Below are 17,681 nucleotides of genomic sequence, written 5' to 3' on the forward strand. Positions count from 1 at the left end.
AACATTTATACCGCTTCCGGTAAGGCTCCTCGCATTTTGCTTAACCAGTCAATTAAATTCTCTAACTGTTTATTGGCTTTGAGAACCCCTAATCCCCGTACTGTTACTTTACCAGGAGAATAGACAAAGCGCGATCGCAAATGTTCGGGTAGGTTCTCTTTCAATAGCTTCCAGGCGGGTTCCTCCATGGGCGTTTCTAGGGCGATGTGCTGTTTACCCTCTGGTTTAATCCGACTAAATCCGAGAGATTTCGCCACCTGCTTCAGTTCCACAATCCGCAATAATTGTTCAACGGGTGCGGGTAAAGGACCATAGCGATCATGCCAATCTGCGGCAATTTGGACTAATTCAGACCGAGAATTCGCCGCCGCTACTGTCCGATAGGCACTCATCTTTTGATCCAAATCAGGAATATAATCAGCCGGGATAAAGGCGGTAAGATTTAAGTCAATTTGGGTATCATCCACTTGGGGAATTTCTTGTCCCTGAATCTCGCGAATGGCTTCTTGTAACATTTCCATATACAAATCAAAGCCAATCACATCCATTTGTCCCGACTGTTCCGCCCCGAGGAGATTTCCCACGCCTCGGATTTCCATATCCCGCGTCGCCAGTTGATACCCAGAACCCAATTGGGTAAACTCCTGAATCGCCCGTAATCGCTTGCGGGCGGCGTCAGATAGGGTTTCTTGTTTGGGATAAAATAACCAAGCGTGTGCCTGTACGCCGGAACGCCCGACTCGCCCCCGCAGTTGGTAGAGTTGGGCTAACCCAAAGCGCTGGGCGTCTTCAATCAGGATAGTATTCACACGGGGAATATCTAACCCGGATTCAATAATTGTGGTACAAATCAGGATATCCGCTTCCCCGCTACTAAAAGTAAGCATGGTGGCTTCTAATTCCCCTTCGGGCATTTGTCCATGGGCAATTGCCAGTCTCGCGCTAGGTATCATTTCCCGCAGTTTCGTGGCGACTTCTTCAATTCCCTCGACACGGGGAACTACATAAAACACCTGTCCGCCGCGATCTAATTCGGTGCGAATTGCCGTGCGAACGGCTTCTGGATTATAGGGGGCTAAATGGGTTTTAATCGAACGCCGAGAGGGAGGGGGAGTGGTAATTAAACTCATTTCCCGCACACCAGAGAGGGACATATATAAGGTACGGGGAATCGGTGTGGCGGTTAAGGTGAGGACATCAACTTGTGTTTTTAGGGTTTTAATTTTCTCCTTTTGATTCACGCCAAAGCGCTGTTCTTCATCGACGACTAACATGCCTAAGTCGCGGAATTTGACGCTTTTGCCTAAGAGTTGATGGGTGCCAACAACGACATCTAGTTCTCCAGTAGAAAGGCGGCGCTGAATTTCTTTCCGTTCCTGGGCGGTGCGGAAACGGTTGAGTAATCCCACATGAATCGGATAGGGGGCAAAGCGTTCTTTTAGGGTGTGGTAATGTTGTTGGGTAAGAATGGTTGTCGGGGCGAGAAAGGCGACTTGTTTGCCAGAGGTAATCACTTTAAAAATTGCCCGCAAAGCTACCTCAGTTTTACCAAACCCCACATCCCCACAAACCAAGCGATCCATGGGGCGATCGCTCTCTAAATCTCGCTTTACGTCTTGCACGGCTTTGAGTTGGTCGGGCGTGGGTTGGTAGGGGAAGGATTCCTCTAATTCGTCTTGCCAGGATGAATCTTCGGGAAAGGCATAACCGGATCGTTGACTACGTTGGGCATAGAGTTTAAGTAAATCAACTGCCAGTTTTTTAATGGTTTTGCGAACCCGATTTTTGGTCTTTTCCCAGGCTTTGCTGGACATTTTATTCAGTTGCGGCGCACGGCTATCGGCACGGCGATAGCGTGATAAAACCCCTACCTGATCGGCGGCAACTCGTAATAAGCCATCGGCATATTTGATGACTAAATATTCACGGGTTTGATGGTTAAGAGTGAGACTTTCTAGCTTGACAAATTGACCAATTCCGTGGTTTTTATGCACCACATAATCCCCAGGAGTTAACTTATTCGGGTCAACTTGTTTGGATGCCGCACGGCGTCGCTTCCGCACATAACTGGGAGTGGCGAGCGTATGCTGTCCAAAAAACTCGCGATCGCTAATTACAACCAAGCGGAATGTGGGCAGGATAAAGCCTTCCAATTCCGCTAATCCGGAATATTTTACCGCCACAGGTGTTTTCTGGCTTTGTAGTTTATCAATCGCCGGATAATCGCGGGGATTGGGAACAAACTGGGCGGGACAATCATGTTCCTGTAACAGAGACACCGAACGACTCGGTTGAGCCGAAACCAGCCAAACCGAAAACTTGCGATCGCGTTCACGGCGGACAATTTCTGCAAGTTTGGCAAATTGGTGGGGTGTGGCGGGAATCGGGCGGCTGGCTAAATTCACCGCCGTCTCATTTGTCGCTTCTGCTAGTTCCGATAAATAGAGTAAGGTTTGGGTGTGTAGGGGCGGGTTTAGGGATTGTTGTTTTGATGTTGATGATAACGTTTCATCAACACCCGCCCTGACTGCGGTTTGCGTGTTGAATAATTCAGCATATTGACGATGCAGAGGGGGAAGAGGATGGGCTAACGTATCTAAATGATCTTGAGCATGTTCCACCCAGCGATCGCAATGAGCGCGACATTGTTCAGGTTCATCAATAGCAATAACCGTATTATCGGACAAATACTCCAACACAGAAGCAGGTTGATCAAACGCAATCCCCAAGAAGCGACGACTCCCTTCCAGATGTCCCCCCGCTTGCCAGAGTGCCTGTTCCTCTTCCTGTAGATGGATTTCCACCTGTTGGGCTTGGGTATCACTGAGGGCATCAGTAATAATGGGGCTAAAATCAGTAGGGGTGAGTACCAGTTGCTCAATTTTATCTAGAGAGCGTTGGGTCGCGGGGTCAAATTCGCGCAATTGTTCGAGTTCATCCCCGAACCACTCCAAACGCACGGGTAATTCGGCAGCAACCGGGAAAATATCCACAATATCACCGCGCCGACTCCACTGACCTTCCATTTCAACCAGTGGCACTCGATCATAACCCAAGCGTGCTAATTGTTTATCGATTTCTTTCGTATCCCAACTTACGCCTCGGTTGATTGTCAGGCAGTAGGATGCAAAGGCGGCGACTGGTGGTAAATGGGGTTGGAGTGCCGCATGAGTGGCGACAATTGCCAGTTGTCCGTTGGGCTTTGTCTGTCCATTGTCCGTTGAAGTTTGTGGGTTACCCTGATCAGGATTTGACGAATGATCAATCACCAAATCGGCTAATACCTGCATTTGTCCCCAAGTCATTTCCGATTCTGGGTCAAAAGGTTCGTAGGGTGACGCTTCTGAGGTGGGATATAAATGAACCGTTTGCCAGTTCATGGCTTCCAGTTGCACCGCCCAGCGACTGGCTTCCTCCAACGTGGCGCAGATCACCAAAAGATTGCGCCCGGCGGCTTGGGCGATGGCAGATGAGACTAATCCCTTAGGTAGACGGGCAATCCCATTCAGGTGTAAAGACGACTGACGATTCAGTTTAGAGAGGAGTTCACCCGTCAGGGGCGATCGCTCCAGAGTCCGAATGATAGAAGAGAATGCCATGATTCACCGCACGTTATTAGAAATAGACAACCCAAGCCGCCATCCATCGGCTTATCTCATTGTAGAAGCCTTGCTCACCTGAGAGGGTGACAAGGGATTTGAGGGTACTACTGGGTGTCGGGTGTCGGGTGTCGGGTGTCAGGTGTCGGGTGTCGGGTGTCGGGTGTCGGGTGTCGGGAAAAATTGAACTTTACTCAGGGAGTAACCAACAACTCTATTGTTTAGTCCATCTATCTCTACAGTCAAAAGCCAGAACTCAAGTCATGCTTGATACTAGAACCTGAGAATACATTCTCCCTCATTCCCAGCCATTACACTCATGTCCTCTGTCTCTCGCGAAATTGTCTTTATCCTCTTGCTCATCGGACTCAATGGTATCTTTGCTATGTCAGAGATGGCGATTGTCGCTGCTCGCAAGGTACGCCTGCAACAGTTAGCCAATCAAGGCAATTCTAAAGCTCGCACGGCTTTGGAGTTGACTAATTCCCCCAATCAGTTCCTCTCCACCGTTCAGATTGGCATTACCCTAATTGGTATCCTCGCCGGTGCCTTTGGCGGGGCGACGATTGCTGAACAACTTGCCACTCAGTTAAAGGAAATTCCCCTAATTGCATCCAAGGCGGATGCGATCGCGTTATTTGTTGTCGTGGTCATAATTACCTACCTGTCTCTGGTTATCGGGGAACTGGTACCCAAACGATTGGCACTCAGTAACCCCGAATTAATTGCCACGGCGGTAGCCGCCCCGATGAAATTTGTGGCAAAACTCACAGCCCCTGCGGTTCATTTACTCAGCTATTCCACGGAAACGGTACTGCACCTGTTGGACATCGCCCCCTCTCAAGAACCGACGGTAACCGAGGAAGAAATCAAGATTTTAATGCAGCAAGGTACCGAAGCCGGAACCTTTGAGAAAGTCGAACAAGACATGGTGCAGCGAGTATTCCGATTAGGCGATCGCCGGGTGAGTAGTTTGATGACGCCTCGTCCCGATATTGTCTGGCTAAATTTAAACGATTCCTCGGAAATGAACCGCCATAAGATGATGAATAGTTCCCATACCCGTTTTCCGGTTTGTCAGGGGGGGATTGACAATGTACTGGGTGTTGTGCAAGTCAATACCTTACTTGCCCATTGTCTCGCGGGTCATCCCCTGGATCTGACCTGTTGCTTGCGACAGCCGTTATTTGTCCCCGGAAGCACAAGGGCGCTGAAAGTATTGGAGTTATTCAAGCAATCGGGACCTCATTTAGCATTGGTGGTGGATGAGTATGGGGTGATTCAAGGATTAGTCACACTCAATGATATTTTAGAAGCCATTATTGGTGAAATTCCCTCTTTTGATGATGCGGATGAGTTGCACGCGGTACAGCGAGAGGATGGTTCCTGGTTAGTTGATGGCATGTTATCCGTTGAAGAGTTCCGCAAACTATTTGGCATTGACGAGTTACCGGGAGAGCAACGGGGAAACTATCATACTTTAGGCGGTTTTGTGATTACTCATTTAGGTCGCATCCCCACAGCGGCTGAATATTTTGAATGGGGAGGGTTACGGTTTGAAGTGATGGATATGGATGGCAATCGGGTGGATAAGGTATTGGTGATACCGTTGCACAAAGAGTATTATCACCGTCCCAATGATGTGTATTAATAATCTTTTTTGTAGAGACGTTGCATGAAACGTCTCTACTAATCGGGTCACCCTATTGTTTTAAACGCTACCAACCATGGGTTTTTCTGGCAACGATTGACGTAAACGATCGCCATATAAGGCTAACGCATTCCCGCCTAACAGCAGTCCCAGATGTTCTCGATCATAATCGGCAACAGTTGCGGCATCTTGGACACATCCGTGCAGCACACCATCCCAGTGACCATAATCCCCAGAGAAGCAGGTTAAATGCTTACCAATTTCACCCATCGCCACGGGCAAATACGCCGGACCCGGATCATCGGATTCAAAGGAGGTAAAAATTTGACCCCGTTCAAAATACTCGAAGGGATCACGGTGACGCAGGTCATAATGTTCATACAAGCTAGCATCCTCAATCTTCGTCGGATCATGTGCCGCATTCCACAACAAATCAAACAGGTTTTTCGCCTGAGAGATAATGTTGACATTATCGCGTCCGCCTTTTTCTTGAATCATCAACTTGGTGAATTCCATTAAAGACGGGCGATAGGGATGTTTGGGGTCAAAGTCGCGAATCCGCTTTTCCCAATGTTCATGGAACGCATGGGCTAAATCCGGTAGCCAACCACAACCGCCTTCTAAGAAGCCAACGCGCAGGGTGGGGAATTGTTCAAACGCCCCATCAAATACCATCCGGGCTAATGCTAACTGTTGCTGGTTGCGTTGGACAAAAATGTGGTTGAGGACAAAGGTTTCTAGATGATCCGCAATTCCGCCCACCATGTAGGAACCGGGTCCACCGTGAATTCCTAAACCAATATCCAAGTCTACCGCCGCCTGTAAAATCGGACGGAAGTCAGGATGGCTAATTGCCTTACAGGTGCGAATTTCAGGAAACGCATCGGGGGCTTTGGGATGGGGAATCGGCATATTGGGCGCAACGGCGACGCTAATCATCCCCAGTTCGTTGACGCAGCGATACATTTCCTTAACCGCTTCATCTACATCCTGAAGACAAATAACCCCAATGGGTTTGAGGCGATTATCGTACCCTCGGCAATCATCTGCCATGTAACTGTTATAGGCGCGGCAGAGTGCGATCGCAAAGTCTTTATCCAGAATACTCGAAAAGATTAGATTCAGCGTGCCAAAGATAACATGGACATCAATCCCCTCTTGATCCATGTGTTGAATCCGCACCCGATTGAACATCGCACCCAATGTGGTATCTGGATGCAGATTGCGAAAGCCACCTTTCCCTAACCCTTGAGGTTGGGGAAACATCCGCAGGAAGTCATTTTTCCCGGTTTCGGGATTGAAGTCGATAATCTTTGCCCGTTGATCACCGAGACTATCAATCACCAAACCGACGCGATCGCGATACTCTGGTTCTAGATAATCCCGCATAATCATCGGATTCTCTAGCTTATGAGCATCCGCATCGATCACTAGCAAGTCTTGATACATTCTCACTCCTCAACTTGTTGATGAAGGCTTAAGTCTTTAATGTTACTAAATGTTACGGATTCGGGCTATGGGACAAGAAGGCTCCAAGGGGTAGAAGGAAAAAATGCCCAAGGGATTTAGTATACCCATCACCCCCAATCACCCCTTCCTGGCTGGGCGCAAGCCAAACCAGTTCTCGAATGACCAAGACAGGGATGCGAGGATAGTGATACCCGGATATTTGCGAAACGCGGGTTCATTCTTCTCAAAGAACGCATGTCCCCCCAAAGCAAAGACTTGGGTGAGGATGACGCAAATCAAGGTTAACCGCCAATCATAGAATAGTAGGATAACGGCTGCGATCGCGAGTAGGTTGGTGAGGTGGTGCAGCCTCTGATTAATCGGATGCCGATGAGAGGCGATGAAATGGGCTTTGGCTTCTTGGAAGTTGTTCAACAATGGGACTCTCCTACAGTGACACTCAACTCAGCCAGCTTAAAACATTTTAGTGCCGTGGCACACCTAATTGAGTGGATTAATAGTACGTCAAGAAACCCTAGGGACGCAAGGCTGAGTCCTTTACAGTTTCTGGGCGTAAACATCTTAAATTATTCTTCCTTTTTAATCGGAGCCGGACAGAGAATACCTTCGGAGCGCAAGGTATCCATAAACATCTTCCGCAGAATGCGCTGGATTTGAAGATGCTTTCCTGGCTTTGCCTTCGTCAATGTCTGTAGCAACAAGTTAGACTCCCCTAGACTTTCCACGCCATCAACTTGTGTGGGTTCGAGTACATCGGGATAATTGGCTTTTAATTCCTGTCCTACCTCCTCAACGACTTGATAGACTTGGGCTAAGTTGGCATTATAAGGTATGCAAACTTCCACGACGGCAAAAATGTATTCTTTGGAGTAGTTAATCACTGAGCCAATCGCACCATTGCGAATAATCTGTAATTGACCATTAGGATGTCTGAGACGAGTGGTTCTCAGTTCAATCGCTTCCACCGTCCCCTCGACGACTTTCTCTTCCACGTTCCCGGCTTCAATATAATCCCCGACTAAATAGTAGTTTTCAAACAGAATAAAGAAGCCACAAACCATATCGTTAACCAGTTCCTGGGCGCCAAACCCTACCGCTAGACCAATAATACCCGCACCCGCTAGGATAGGAGTTGGATCAATATCAAGAGTATACAGGATAGAAACCCCAACGGTGAAATAAATTAAGTATTGCAATATACTGCGAAACAGTGGAATCAAGGTTAAGCGTCTGCTTCTTTGCCTCTCGGTCAATTTTTTCTCTTTAAAGACTAATTCTTCAGCCAGTAAATAAACCACATCATAAAATACCCGGCTCAAGAATATCAGGGTAATAATTTTGATAATTCTCAACCCCAAATCGGATAAGTTAGCGATTAATTGAATCTGCTGAGTTACCAATATCGCTATGCAAGTGTATAAAATTAATTCCAAACACCGCTTCAAAAAAGGGATCAGGTGGCGTAGGCGATCGTAAAATCTTAATAGGTTATCCGGGCTAGAGTATCTGATACTGAGAGCATCTAGGATATCCACGATCGCGGCTGCCGCTTTAATGATAAGTAATCCAACCGCGATGATTAAATAGATGCGTAGGGCGACAAAAATATAGTCAGAAATTACGGCGGGTAAATTTAGAAACAGACTACAGCAACCGATTATCCACAGCCAACTTCCCCATTTGATTCTTTTATAAAGTTCGGCAAAAAAAGCATCAATGCTTTCATCATCGGTGGTGCTGCTGTCTAGGTTTTTGGCGCGAGTGTTAGCTAATTTGAGGCAGTATTTGATCAAAGCTAGAGCGATCGCCGCTAAAATTACCGCACCAATACTTTGAGCCATGCCAACTGCCAAGGCTAGCCAAAATCTGGGTGGAATAAGCCTAATCAAGTCCAGTGTATATTTTTGTAAGTCTTTGCCTTGATAGATCAGGAAAAAATTAACACCGACAATCAAAATACACAGCACCGAGCAAGTCAGTAGTAACAATCCGGTGATGTTCCGACGCATCATTTTGACTCGTTGCGCCTCGATCTTAAATAGTGGGTATTTAATCAAGAGTTTTGACGACTTACCCACAAACCAAATCAAAACCAAGAAAATGATAATTACCAGACTGACTTCAGCTAAAATGATTAATGCGTTCATAATTTTTCCTCAGCAACACTACCCTAAACTATTTAATTATGATTATAATGACATATTTTTTAGGTAATTTGGTGTCAAAAAGATTAGCCGAGGTTTCGGCATGAAGAAAATAAAGGTTCTTTACTTATCCTTTTATGGTAGCAAAAAATGGCATAAGCCCCTAGTTCGGAGCCATTTCCCTATGAATTGGGATGCTCACCCTATACCTCCTATTCTGAGAATAGTGCAAGATCACAAAGCCCTTTTTGTTCACGTCCACTCTAGTGGATTTAACTTATAATAGTGTTTTAATTGCCGATAAAGTGCAGCATGTTTCCTCACCATTTGCTCAGATTTTTCAAAAAATGTCTCTGTCGCTACAGCAAAAAATTCGGCGGGGTCAGTCGCACCGTATTTATTCATCACTGTTTTTCTCCCGCGTTGAGCATCACGTTGTAATTGCTGATACTCTTGGGTAAATACCTGCGCCCACGTCCGATAATCAGCCTTAGAGTCCAGCTTCGGTACACCGTTAATCATCCCATCAGTTTGATCAAGTTGATGGGCAAATTCATGGAGAACCACATTATGTCCATCCTGCCAATTTTGGATATCATATTCGATTTGCTGCCAGGATAGGACAAGTTGATCTCGTGTCCAAGATTCCCCCAGTCTCACTTCATCTCTTTCTTCTACAATATAATCACTGATTCGCTTTGTTGGTTTGACCCGATAGGCGCTGGGATACACCAAAATTGAAACTAAATTGGGGTAATAGTCCCCTCTATCATTCAGTAAAAGCAGACAAGCTTGAGCAGCAATCGTCAGTTTTATTTCTTCAGTAATCTGTAATCCTCTACAGCCAATAAACTGTTTTTCAGCTAAAAAAACAGCCATGTAACCTTGGAGTTTTCGTTGTATGGATTGAGGTAGACGGTGATAGAATGGCAAAGTTTGCTTGATAACTGTTTGCCAACGCCGAGGAAACGATTTATTTTTGATGCGGTTCCGTCGCCATTTAGTCAGAAGTGGACTCAAGAGAACCCCAGCGCAAATCCCAACAATAATTACTAAAACAATAATAGCTTCAACCATATAATTTATTTTAAGTTGTAGCCCTCACCGGATGCCCGTCCCCTTTTTGATCCCCCTCCTGTCCCCCTTCACAAGGGGGAAGCCAAATGTTGCTTCGCTTTTGGTTCCATGGGGGAAGCCAACGGATTACTGATACTCCAGGAAATCATGGAGAATTTCATCGGGTTCGTCATCGATGTCTTTCCAATCCTTAGATACCTCAGATGCGATCGCGGATTGTGCGGATTGTTGGGTTGGGGTAGTATTAGCCTTTACCTGACTCAGCGCCGCTACGTGTTGGCTGAGGCGGTCAACTTTTTCGGCGAGGGTATCCAATTGTTCAACAGTAGCATAGCGTTTGGCTTCTTCGCCTAGCTGGAAAAATTGAGTCAAGATTTCCACAATCGCTGAGTCAAGGGAGTCAATTTGGTTTTTCTCTTGGTAGGTTATCAAAGATTGGTAGAGGGAATCGGAAATAGAAACACTAGGAAGCTTTTTGTTAGAATTCATAAGTTTTGCCCTTCAAACTAGAGTACAATGAGGTAATACAGCTAATTCACTCGTGAAAACTATCATTATATCGGGACTGGTGTTAGCCTTCGCGATCGCCTGTCATTCTCCCTCTCCCTCTGAGCCTAAAGCTTCCATCAGTACAGCTCAAAGCAGTACGGACAAATTAGCGTCGAACCTTAGCCAAACGACTTCTGGTTCTGAACCCTCAATCGTTGACGATAACCCAACCGTTGGTAGAGTCAAAAGTATGGTTAATGGTGACCTAATGTGTTACGTTAGCCTGGTTGATGAAAATAATAGTGAACATGAAATCGGTGCAACGTTTGAGATCTGTGCCAATTCTAACCTATTTCTCAATCAAAAAGTACGCCTTGTTTATGAGAGAATTCCCGTTAATGATTGCCAAAGTATTGAACCCTGTGGTAAGACCCGAATAGAGTCTCTGATTACCAAAATGGAGACGGTTAGAGACGGAAACTCACAAACATTAAGTAATGGTGAGTGGACAATCACGATTGGGAATCGAGAGTCTTGGTCAGGAGTGAATAGAACAGGAAATCTGAGCTATCGGGGATGTGATTCCCAAGGTAACTGTATTGATTTAACAGACGGTAAAGTGACCTGTCGCGATGGACTCTGTACAATAGGATGGAGAAATGGGGATTATTTTTATGTAATTGAACAACCCATCGATAATCCAGAGCGTCCTGAAGTATCGGAGAATTCAACAAGACTTATTGTCCGTAAAGGTTCTGAGGTCATCCTAGAAACTACAGGATTTCAAATTGTCTCGCCTTAGCCTTTGCCATAATCCGAATTATCTCCATTACTCTTTAAATTCTGTACCTTTTAAACGTCCCTGCCTAACTTCAGCTTCCGAACTATCCGCATAAATACTCGTCGTAATCACGCGATTCGTGACCTCCTCTAAATAGGAACGCAGTGTCTCATCGAGTTCCTGAAATTCGGGCCACAGGGTTTCATTAACAAAGCTAATGGGAACACGAGCCATTACTGTGGTATATTTTTGCCGATAATAGCGATAGGGTTCAATCCCGTAACGACGTAATAACGCTAAAAATAGCTTCTTTGACCACATATCCGTCAATGTGAATTTGTATTCCACCGGCGGATCAAGCTTTTGCACATCGGTGAGCTTTTCACGGATACGGTCTAGGGCGTTCGCCGCCGCCACTTTTTCTCCCGTTGTAGTTGCACCTGCAAATAAGGATTCAATGCGTTGTAGTTTTTCAATCAGCTTTTGTTCTTCTGTCAAGATGATTCCCTCTCGGCTTCAATTCAAATTGACCACCGATAATATATCATGCTGCGAGAATAGTGTAACGTAGTAATGTAGGGTGGGTTAGGCGGCATCTAAATCGAAGCGATAATCATTTAATGGAGTATCCGCCGTAACCCACCGATGTTAACGGAAAAATATATTATTGAATCAATATTTCAGCGTATTAGCGTTACCTGTAAGGGCACGGCAATGCCGTGTCCCTACGAAATTTACCGACTCTTAATTTTATGCGGGTTGTTGAACGGGTAAATCGGCACTCTTCCAAGCACTCCATGAACCGGGAATATTGATGACATTCTCAAACCCATGCTTTTGCAGCAAACTGGCAGCAATAGACGCCCGATATCCACTCCCACAGTAAGTGGCTACGGTTTTACTTTTATCTAACTTATCCAGTTTTTCTTCGAGATGGGGGACATAAATATGTTCAGCGCCAGGGATGCAGCCACTGTGAAATTCTTTGTCAGTTCGCACATCTAACACCGTCAGCTTTGAGTCTTCCTTGTGCTGATTCAACTCATGCACCGTCCACTCACCCAAGTGCTGCAAGGGTAATCCAGCATTCTGCCAACTTTTCATCCCATCATGGAGATATCCGGCTAAGTTATCGTAACCCACGCGGAATAATTGTTCGGTGACGAGTGATAAATCCCGCGCACTATCTACGACTAATAACAGCGTTTTTTCGGGTGGAATCATCCAACCCATCCAGGTAGGAAACGCAGATTGCAGGGCAATGTTAATCGCACCCGGAATATGTCCGCCGCCAAATGCTAGCATTGAACGGGTATCGATGACAATGGTATTTTCATCTGCCATCTTCTGTTGGAATTCTTGAGGGGATAAGGGTTGCAATGTTGGCACACACCCTTTAATTGGTGCGCCTTTTGCGTTCACTTTCTTTAAGCGGGAGTAGTGAGTGGGGGGTTCTGGCATATCGCTCAAAATCCACTCGACAAATTCGGCTTCGGTTCGTTCTTTATAGGCGTCACTAAAAATCCGTTCATTGCCAATTGTACTCTGTCGGCGATCGCCTATGGATTTACCGCAGGCTGAACCCGCACCGTGACAGGGATAGACTTCGACGCGATCGCCTAATGGGACTAATTTGTCGAATAATGAGTGATACAGGTGCGCCGCCTGTTTTTTCTCAGTTCCTGTACCGACTAAATCGGGACGCCCCACGTCCAAATTAAACAGCGTGTCTCCTGTGAGTACGCCAAAGGGTTCTTTCCCCTGTTGAGCATCATGAATTAATACACAGATATGTTCTGGTGTATGTCCCGGTGTATGCAGGGTGCGGAGGGTAACTGTACCCAGTTGTAATTCGTCTCCTTCACTGAGTTGCTGTATCTGGAACTGATAATCCTCACTCTTTCCGCCGTAAATTGTGGCGTCAGTACGGGCTTGAAGTTCCGATGCGCCGGATACAAAGTCGGCGTGGATATGGGTTTCCAGAATATGGGTAATTCTCACCCCCCGCGATCGCGCGATTTGCAAATAGATATCGACGTCACGACGCGGATCAATAACGGCGGCTACACCCGCTTTATCATCCCCGACTATATAGGATAGCTGTGCCAATCCTTCGGTGTTAATTTGTTCTAAAACTAATGCCATGATTCTTGCTCCGATTAACCATTAACTCGCTGAGGAATGCTGTGAAATATAATTTTTGAAGAAGTCTTTCATTTGAGGGGATTTCTCACAATCAAAACCCATGCTTTTCCCTTTGTCCATGGCTTGTTCTGCGGTCATTCCTTCGCGAGTTGCCACATACATTAATGCCATCATCCCCGAACGTAACCCACTCTTGCAGTGAATTACGGCTGGCTTGGGCAGTTCCTCGATTTGTTGGAGAACTTGGCTTGCCAGTTCCTCGGTTAGGGCATCGGGTTTAACGGGGATATTGACATACTGCAATCCGGCGGCTTCGGCTTGCTGCTGTTCATCGCTAGCGAATCCTTCTTCGGAGGGCGATCGCAGATTCAATACCGATTTTACCCCCTCTTGAGCCGCTTGTTGCAATTGCTCCGGCGTCACCTGATTGGTGGCTACGGTTAAGGTATCGTTGATCTTTTTAGCGTTTTCCATGAACGTCTAACTCCTTGTTAAAATGCCGATAGTCTAATTGAAATGGGTATAAATAAACACATTGATTCAGGATCGATATCCCCAAAGAACTTCTTGATCAGACTTGCAGAGATTTCATCCTAGGTGTCCCCATTCAATGTCACATTAGACACACCAATTTATTCTGAGGTCGGCTATTTATAGTCCATTCATAGTCTTGGCTGAAAATTGGCATAATTCATCTAACCTGAGAAGGAGATTTATTTCTGTCTAACGATAGTTGTAATTCTGAGATTAGGCTATTTTATTAGACGCTTCGGCTGTGAGTTAACAGGCGACTTCAGCTAAACGTCACCTCGCTCATGATACTAGCAGAAATTATTGTCAATAGAGTGATCTATTTTTTCTTGACGCGGAATTTAATGTAGAAATTATCTGAAAGTGTTAGCCTGAAAAGAGAGGGTGTTTGAATTAACGCCAAACCCAAATTTGAAGCGTGGCGGATATGTTCATTTAAGCATTCAACAACCCTAACCTAGCTATTGCTTGAGGTTAGGGATTGCAAGACAAATTGCAATTTAAACCGTTGAATACCGCATAGAGTCTCGGTTTGGTACAGACATCCGGATACTTCCCTAGTCCGGATTAAATCTAAAGCCTTTTGTTGGGCTGTTGTTAAGTCAAGACATCTTAACCGAGATGGCGGGAAGGGACTATACACTCACTCGTGAGGTTTATCACCATGCTACGAGTACCAGTTCTATCAAAATCAGGCAAGCCGTTAATGCCGACTAAACCCAGCCGCGCTAGGCGTTGGCTAAGGGACGGTAAAGCCAAGGTTGTACACAACAACTTAGGATGCTTTGCCATCCAGCTAACTTTTGAAACAGGAGAGGAAACGCAACCTATAGCCGTGGGTATAGATCCAGGTAAATGCTATTCGGGGATCGGGGTTCAATCAAGCCTCACTACCCTCTGGATGTCTCATCTAGTGTTACCGTTCAAAACGGTCAAGGAACGGATGGAACTACGGCGGGTCATGCGTCGAGCAAGACGTGGTAGACGGATAAACCGGAAGCTACCTTACTCTAAACGTTGCCATCGTCAAAAGCGCTTTAATAACCGAAAGCAAGCCAAATTACCTCCCTCAATTCGAGCTAACAAACAGTTAGAGTTACGGGTAGTCAAAGAGTTGTTTAAGCTGTTCCCCATTAGCGCTATCCACTATGAGTTAGTCATGGCTGATGTGGATAGAACCAGTGGTCGTAAATCGGCTCGTAGGAGTGTCGGATTCTCCCCGGTAATGGTGGGTCAGCGACAGATGCTAACTTGGTTGTCTGAATTAGCTCCGGTGATAACCCATCAGGGATGGCAACGGGACGGTAACGGCACTAGCCAGCTTAGACAGTGGCTAGGGTTAATCAAAGACAAGAAAAACAAGGACCAACAAACACCAGCAACCCACGCCGTTGATGGCGTCGCCTTAGCCGCGTTTGAATTCATCCAGTGGCGGGAATGGCACTCTGATAATGCCAAGCATGGTGGATGGTGTGGTGATGTTCAGATCACACCTGCACCATTCGCAGTAATCCGTAGACCACCAATCAGCCGTAGACAGTTGCACCTATGTGTTCCATCCAAGGGCGGCAAACGGCGCAAGTATGGCGGTACAGTTACCCGTCATGGCTTCAGGAAAGGTGACAAGGTTATAGCTGAAAAAGCTGGAAAGACCTATATCGGCTGGTGTTCTGGAGACACTAAAACTCAAGTTTCGGTCAGTGATGTTAATTGGAAACGACTAGGGCAGTTTACTGCCAAAAAAGTCCAGTTGTTGCAGCGAAGCACGGGGTTAATCGTCGTGCCTTCAACTGGATTGTCAAGCCTAACCGCATTGAGCGGCACGGCTTGACCTCTATCCCTCTCCGACCTGCTTCGCTGAGGTCGGAGTCTCACGAGGTTTACGATGAATATCAACCTACCCAATAAAGCCGTTATTGGAGCAGTAGTGATTGCGGGTTCAACCCTGTTGGCACTCGGAACCAGTCCCTTGTGGGGCGAAAAACCAACAGAGGCATCGACTCTACTATCGAATGGTAATGCTGGAATCACAGCGAACACCAATCAAGAGCTTGCCCAATCGCCTCCCGATACACCTAGAGGTCGAGGACGCTGGGGACATGGACATGGACATGGACATGGACACTCAGATCGAGGACGTTGGGGACATGGACGAGGGCGACAGGGACACCGAGGTTTGGGCAACCGAATGTATAACCCAGATAGCGTGGAAACTATCACGGGTGAAGTAGTTAGCGTAGACCGATTCACCTCCAATCGCGGACGGTCTCAGGGTATGCGTATGCAGATGAGAACGGGTAATGAAACCGTTTCTGTCCATTTAGGTCCAGCTTGGTATTGGCAAAACCAAGGGATGACCATTGAACCAAATGACCGAATTCAGGTTCAAGGTTCCCGAGTCAATATGGCAGGAAACCCCGCCATGATTGCGGCTCAAGTCCAAAAAGGAAACCAAGTCCTGAGGTTAAGGAATGAAAATGGGGTTCCGGTTTGGAGTCGGAGACAATTGCCCCAGAATTAATGCCGAGTTGCATTAAGGAAAGTCGGGGCGGGTTTAGTCGCATCTGGGTAAACCAGAAGCGATAGTTGTCAAACCCGCCCCTAAATGGGCGCTATGATGTTCTGCGATTTGGCATCAGTGTTTGTGTTGATTCCTCAGGGCTTTAGTGATTTTTTTCCACTTTTCCTTCTCGGCTAAGGAGGCTTTTTGGTCTTGTTTCCTGGCTAAATAGTGAAGTTCTTTTTGCAGTTTTTGATAATTCAGGAAACGCTGATCATCAAGGGTGCCATTTTCCAAGGCTTGTTGCACAGCACAACCGGGTTCGTCTTGGTGTTTACAATTGCGAAAACGACAGTGCTGGGCTAAGGTGTCGATATCGGTAAAGGTATCGGCTAAACGTCCCTCGTCTGCCCAGATCTGAAGTTCCCGCATCCCTGGAGTATCGATCAGCAAACCTCCTGAAGGCAGGGGAATCAATTGGCGATGGGTGGTGGTATGTCGCCCTTTGCAATCGCCTGAACGGACTTCTCCAACCGCTTGCACGACTTGACCGATTAACTGGTTCACCAACGTCGATTTGCCGACGCCTGAGGAGCCGAGTAAAGCAACAGTTTGTCCGGGTTTTAGGTAAGGTGTTAGGGCTTCTAATCCCTGATTTTTGACCGCACTTAAAATAATCACAGGTACACCAAAAGCGATCGCTTCAACAGCCTCTCGCTTTTCAGCAATATCCTCGCCTAAATCCGCTTTATTGAGGACAATTACAGGATTCGCGCCGCTTTCCCACACCAGAAGCAGGTAGCGTTCAATGCGCCGCAGATTAAAATCCTCATCCAAACCAGAGACCAAAAATATCGTATCGATATTGGTGGCAATAATTTGGACGTCGGTTTTTGTGCCAACGGTTTTCCTCGAAAATTGACTTTTCCGGGGTAAAATGCCATGAATTATCGCCTGTTTACCTTCATTGGTGAGGCGAATCACCACCCAATCTCCTACAGCCGGAAAGTCCTGGCGTCCAGTTGCTTGGTAGCGCAGTTTGCCGATAACCTTTGCTGAGAGTTCGCCTTGTTCGGTGTAGAGACGATAAGTATTTTTGTACTCTAGGGCAATTCGACCAATGGTGTAACCCTCTTGCCATTGGGGATTGAGGCTGTTAGCAAAAAATTCACTCCAGCCTAATGAGTCTAAATTCATTGATTTCCTCAGTGTCTGTTGCTTGATTTGAGCAAGGCGCACAGAGGACTTTTGACGTTCGTTAGCCTGAGAAACGACGCGATCGCGTCAAACTCTC

Annotated in this window: 15 protein-coding genes; 5 read left to right on the forward strand and 10 right to left on the reverse strand. The window is 46.5% G+C overall.

Annotated features, from left to right (window positions below; genetic code table 11):
* Window positions 1-5 precede the first annotated feature (5 nt).
* The gene (gene mfd / locus RIC07_RS17575) at window positions 6-3,599 is read right to left on the reverse strand and encodes a transcription-repair coupling factor (protein ID WP_446395659.1); all 3,594 of its coding nucleotides are present in this window, start codon (window positions 3,597-3,599) and stop codon (window positions 6-8) included.
* Window positions 3,600-3,697: 98 nt separating this feature from the next.
* On the opposite strand from mfd, the gene RIC07_RS17580 reads away from it, so the two are divergent.
* Entirely contained in the window at window positions 3,698-3,883 is a 186-nt protein-coding gene (locus RIC07_RS17580) for a hypothetical protein (RefSeq protein WP_446395660.1), read from the forward strand.
* 35 nt (window positions 3,884-3,918) lie between these two features.
* Entirely contained in the window at window positions 3,919-5,250 is a 1,332-nt protein-coding gene (locus tag RIC07_RS17585; protein WP_446395661.1) for a hemolysin family protein, read from the forward strand.
* Between the two features lie 60 nt (window positions 5,251-5,310).
* Here RIC07_RS17585 and RIC07_RS17590 read toward each other — a convergent pair whose 3' ends face one another.
* From RIC07_RS17590 to RIC07_RS17610, 5 genes are all read right to left on the reverse strand, one after another.
* Entirely contained in the window at window positions 5,311-6,699 is a 1,389-nt protein-coding gene (locus RIC07_RS17590) for an amidohydrolase family protein (RefSeq protein ID WP_446395662.1), read from the reverse strand.
* A 138-nt stretch (window positions 6,700-6,837) separates the two neighbouring features.
* Entirely contained in the window at window positions 6,838-7,134 is a 297-nt protein-coding gene (locus tag RIC07_RS17595; protein ID WP_044207192.1) for an Mpo1-like protein, read from the reverse strand.
* Window positions 7,135-7,286: 152 nt separating this feature from the next.
* A complete protein-coding gene (locus tag RIC07_RS17600; protein WP_446395663.1) occupies window positions 7,287-8,867 on the reverse strand; it encodes a mechanosensitive ion channel family protein in 1,581 nt (526 codons plus the stop codon).
* 249 nt (window positions 8,868-9,116) lie between these two features.
* Window positions 9,117-9,941, reverse strand: coding sequence for a M90 family metallopeptidase (locus RIC07_RS17605; protein ID WP_446395664.1), 825 nt, complete (start codon window positions 9,939-9,941; stop codon window positions 9,117-9,119).
* 126 nt (window positions 9,942-10,067) lie between these two features.
* Window positions 10,068-10,430: a hypothetical protein gene (locus RIC07_RS17610; RefSeq protein ID WP_446395665.1), complete on the reverse strand. Its 363-nt coding sequence runs from the start codon at window positions 10,428-10,430 to the stop codon at window positions 10,068-10,070.
* 52 nt (window positions 10,431-10,482) lie between these two features.
* On the opposite strand from RIC07_RS17610, the gene RIC07_RS17615 reads away from it, so the two are divergent.
* Complete coding sequence (locus tag RIC07_RS17615; protein ID WP_446395666.1) at window positions 10,483-11,232, forward strand: hypothetical protein; 750 nt, start codon at window positions 10,483-10,485, stop codon at window positions 11,230-11,232.
* A gap of 27 nt (window positions 11,233-11,259) precedes the next feature.
* On the opposite strand, the gene RIC07_RS17620 is transcribed toward RIC07_RS17615, so the two are convergent.
* The 3 genes from RIC07_RS17620 to RIC07_RS17630 form a co-directional block, all read right to left on the reverse strand.
* Window positions 11,260-11,709: a hypothetical protein gene (locus tag RIC07_RS17620; RefSeq protein ID WP_446395667.1), complete on the reverse strand. Its 450-nt coding sequence runs from the start codon at window positions 11,707-11,709 to the stop codon at window positions 11,260-11,262.
* Between the two features lie 252 nt (window positions 11,710-11,961).
* A complete protein-coding gene (locus RIC07_RS17625; RefSeq protein ID WP_446395668.1) occupies window positions 11,962-13,356 on the reverse strand; it encodes an MBL fold metallo-hydrolase in 1,395 nt (464 codons plus the stop codon).
* 21 nt (window positions 13,357-13,377) lie between these two features.
* The gene (locus RIC07_RS17630) at window positions 13,378-13,830 is read right to left on the reverse strand and encodes a beta-lactamase hydrolase domain-containing protein (protein WP_446395669.1); all 453 of its coding nucleotides are present in this window, start codon (window positions 13,828-13,830) and stop codon (window positions 13,378-13,380) included.
* 721 nt (window positions 13,831-14,551) lie between these two features.
* Between RIC07_RS17630 and RIC07_RS17635 the strand changes: the two genes are divergently transcribed.
* Together RIC07_RS17635 and RIC07_RS17640 are read left to right on the forward strand one after the other, a co-directional pair.
* A complete protein-coding gene (locus RIC07_RS17635; RefSeq protein WP_446395670.1) occupies window positions 14,552-15,718 on the forward strand; it encodes an RRXRR domain-containing protein in 1,167 nt (388 codons plus the stop codon).
* 54 nt (window positions 15,719-15,772) lie between these two features.
* Entirely contained in the window at window positions 15,773-16,408 is a 636-nt protein-coding gene (locus RIC07_RS17640; protein ID WP_446343037.1) for a hypothetical protein, read from the forward strand.
* A gap of 114 nt (window positions 16,409-16,522) precedes the next feature.
* On the opposite strand, the gene rsgA is transcribed toward RIC07_RS17640, so the two are convergent.
* Window positions 16,523-17,584 carry a ribosome small subunit-dependent GTPase A gene (rsgA, locus tag RIC07_RS17645; protein WP_446395671.1) on the reverse strand — a complete coding sequence of 354 codons (1,062 nt, stop codon included), beginning with the start codon at window positions 17,582-17,584 and terminating at the stop codon, window positions 16,523-16,525.
* Window positions 17,585-17,681 lie beyond the last annotated feature (97 nt).

The organism is Coleofasciculus sp. E1-EBD-02, from assembly GCF_040218245.1.
In the GTDB taxonomy this organism is placed as follows: Bacteria; Cyanobacteriota; Cyanobacteriia; order Cyanobacteriales; family Coleofasciculaceae; genus Coleofasciculus.

Coding starts and splice junctions, on each gene's coding strand:
- mfd (WP_446395659.1), bottom strand. CDS start 3,599: ATGGCATTCTCTTCTATCATTCGGACTCTGGAGCGATCGCCCCTGACG.
- RIC07_RS17585 (WP_446395661.1), top strand. CDS start 3,919: ATGTCCTCTGTCTCTCGCGAAATTGTCTTTATCCTCTTGCTCATCGGA.
- RIC07_RS17590 (WP_446395662.1), bottom strand. CDS start 6,699: ATGTATCAAGACTTGCTAGTGATCGATGCGGATGCTCATAAGCTAGAG.
- RIC07_RS17600 (WP_446395663.1), bottom strand. CDS start 8,867: ATGAACGCATTAATCATTTTAGCTGAAGTCAGTCTGGTAATTATCATT.
- RIC07_RS17605 (WP_446395664.1), bottom strand. CDS start 9,941: ATGGTTGAAGCTATTATTGTTTTAGTAATTATTGTTGGGATTTGCGCT.
- RIC07_RS17610 (WP_446395665.1), bottom strand. CDS start 10,430: ATGAATTCTAACAAAAAGCTTCCTAGTGTTTCTATTTCCGATTCCCTC.
- RIC07_RS17625 (WP_446395668.1), bottom strand. CDS start 13,356: ATGGCATTAGTTTTAGAACAAATTAACACCGAAGGATTGGCACAGCTA.
- RIC07_RS17630 (WP_446395669.1), bottom strand. CDS start 13,830: ATGGAAAACGCTAAAAAGATCAACGATACCTTAACCGTAGCCACCAAT.
- RIC07_RS17635 (WP_446395670.1), top strand. CDS start 14,552: ATGCTACGAGTACCAGTTCTATCAAAATCAGGCAAGCCGTTAATGCCG.
- RIC07_RS17640 (WP_446343037.1), top strand. CDS start 15,773: ATGAATATCAACCTACCCAATAAAGCCGTTATTGGAGCAGTAGTGATT.
- rsgA (WP_446395671.1), bottom strand. CDS start 17,584: ATGAATTTAGACTCATTAGGCTGGAGTGAATTTTTTGCTAACAGCCTC.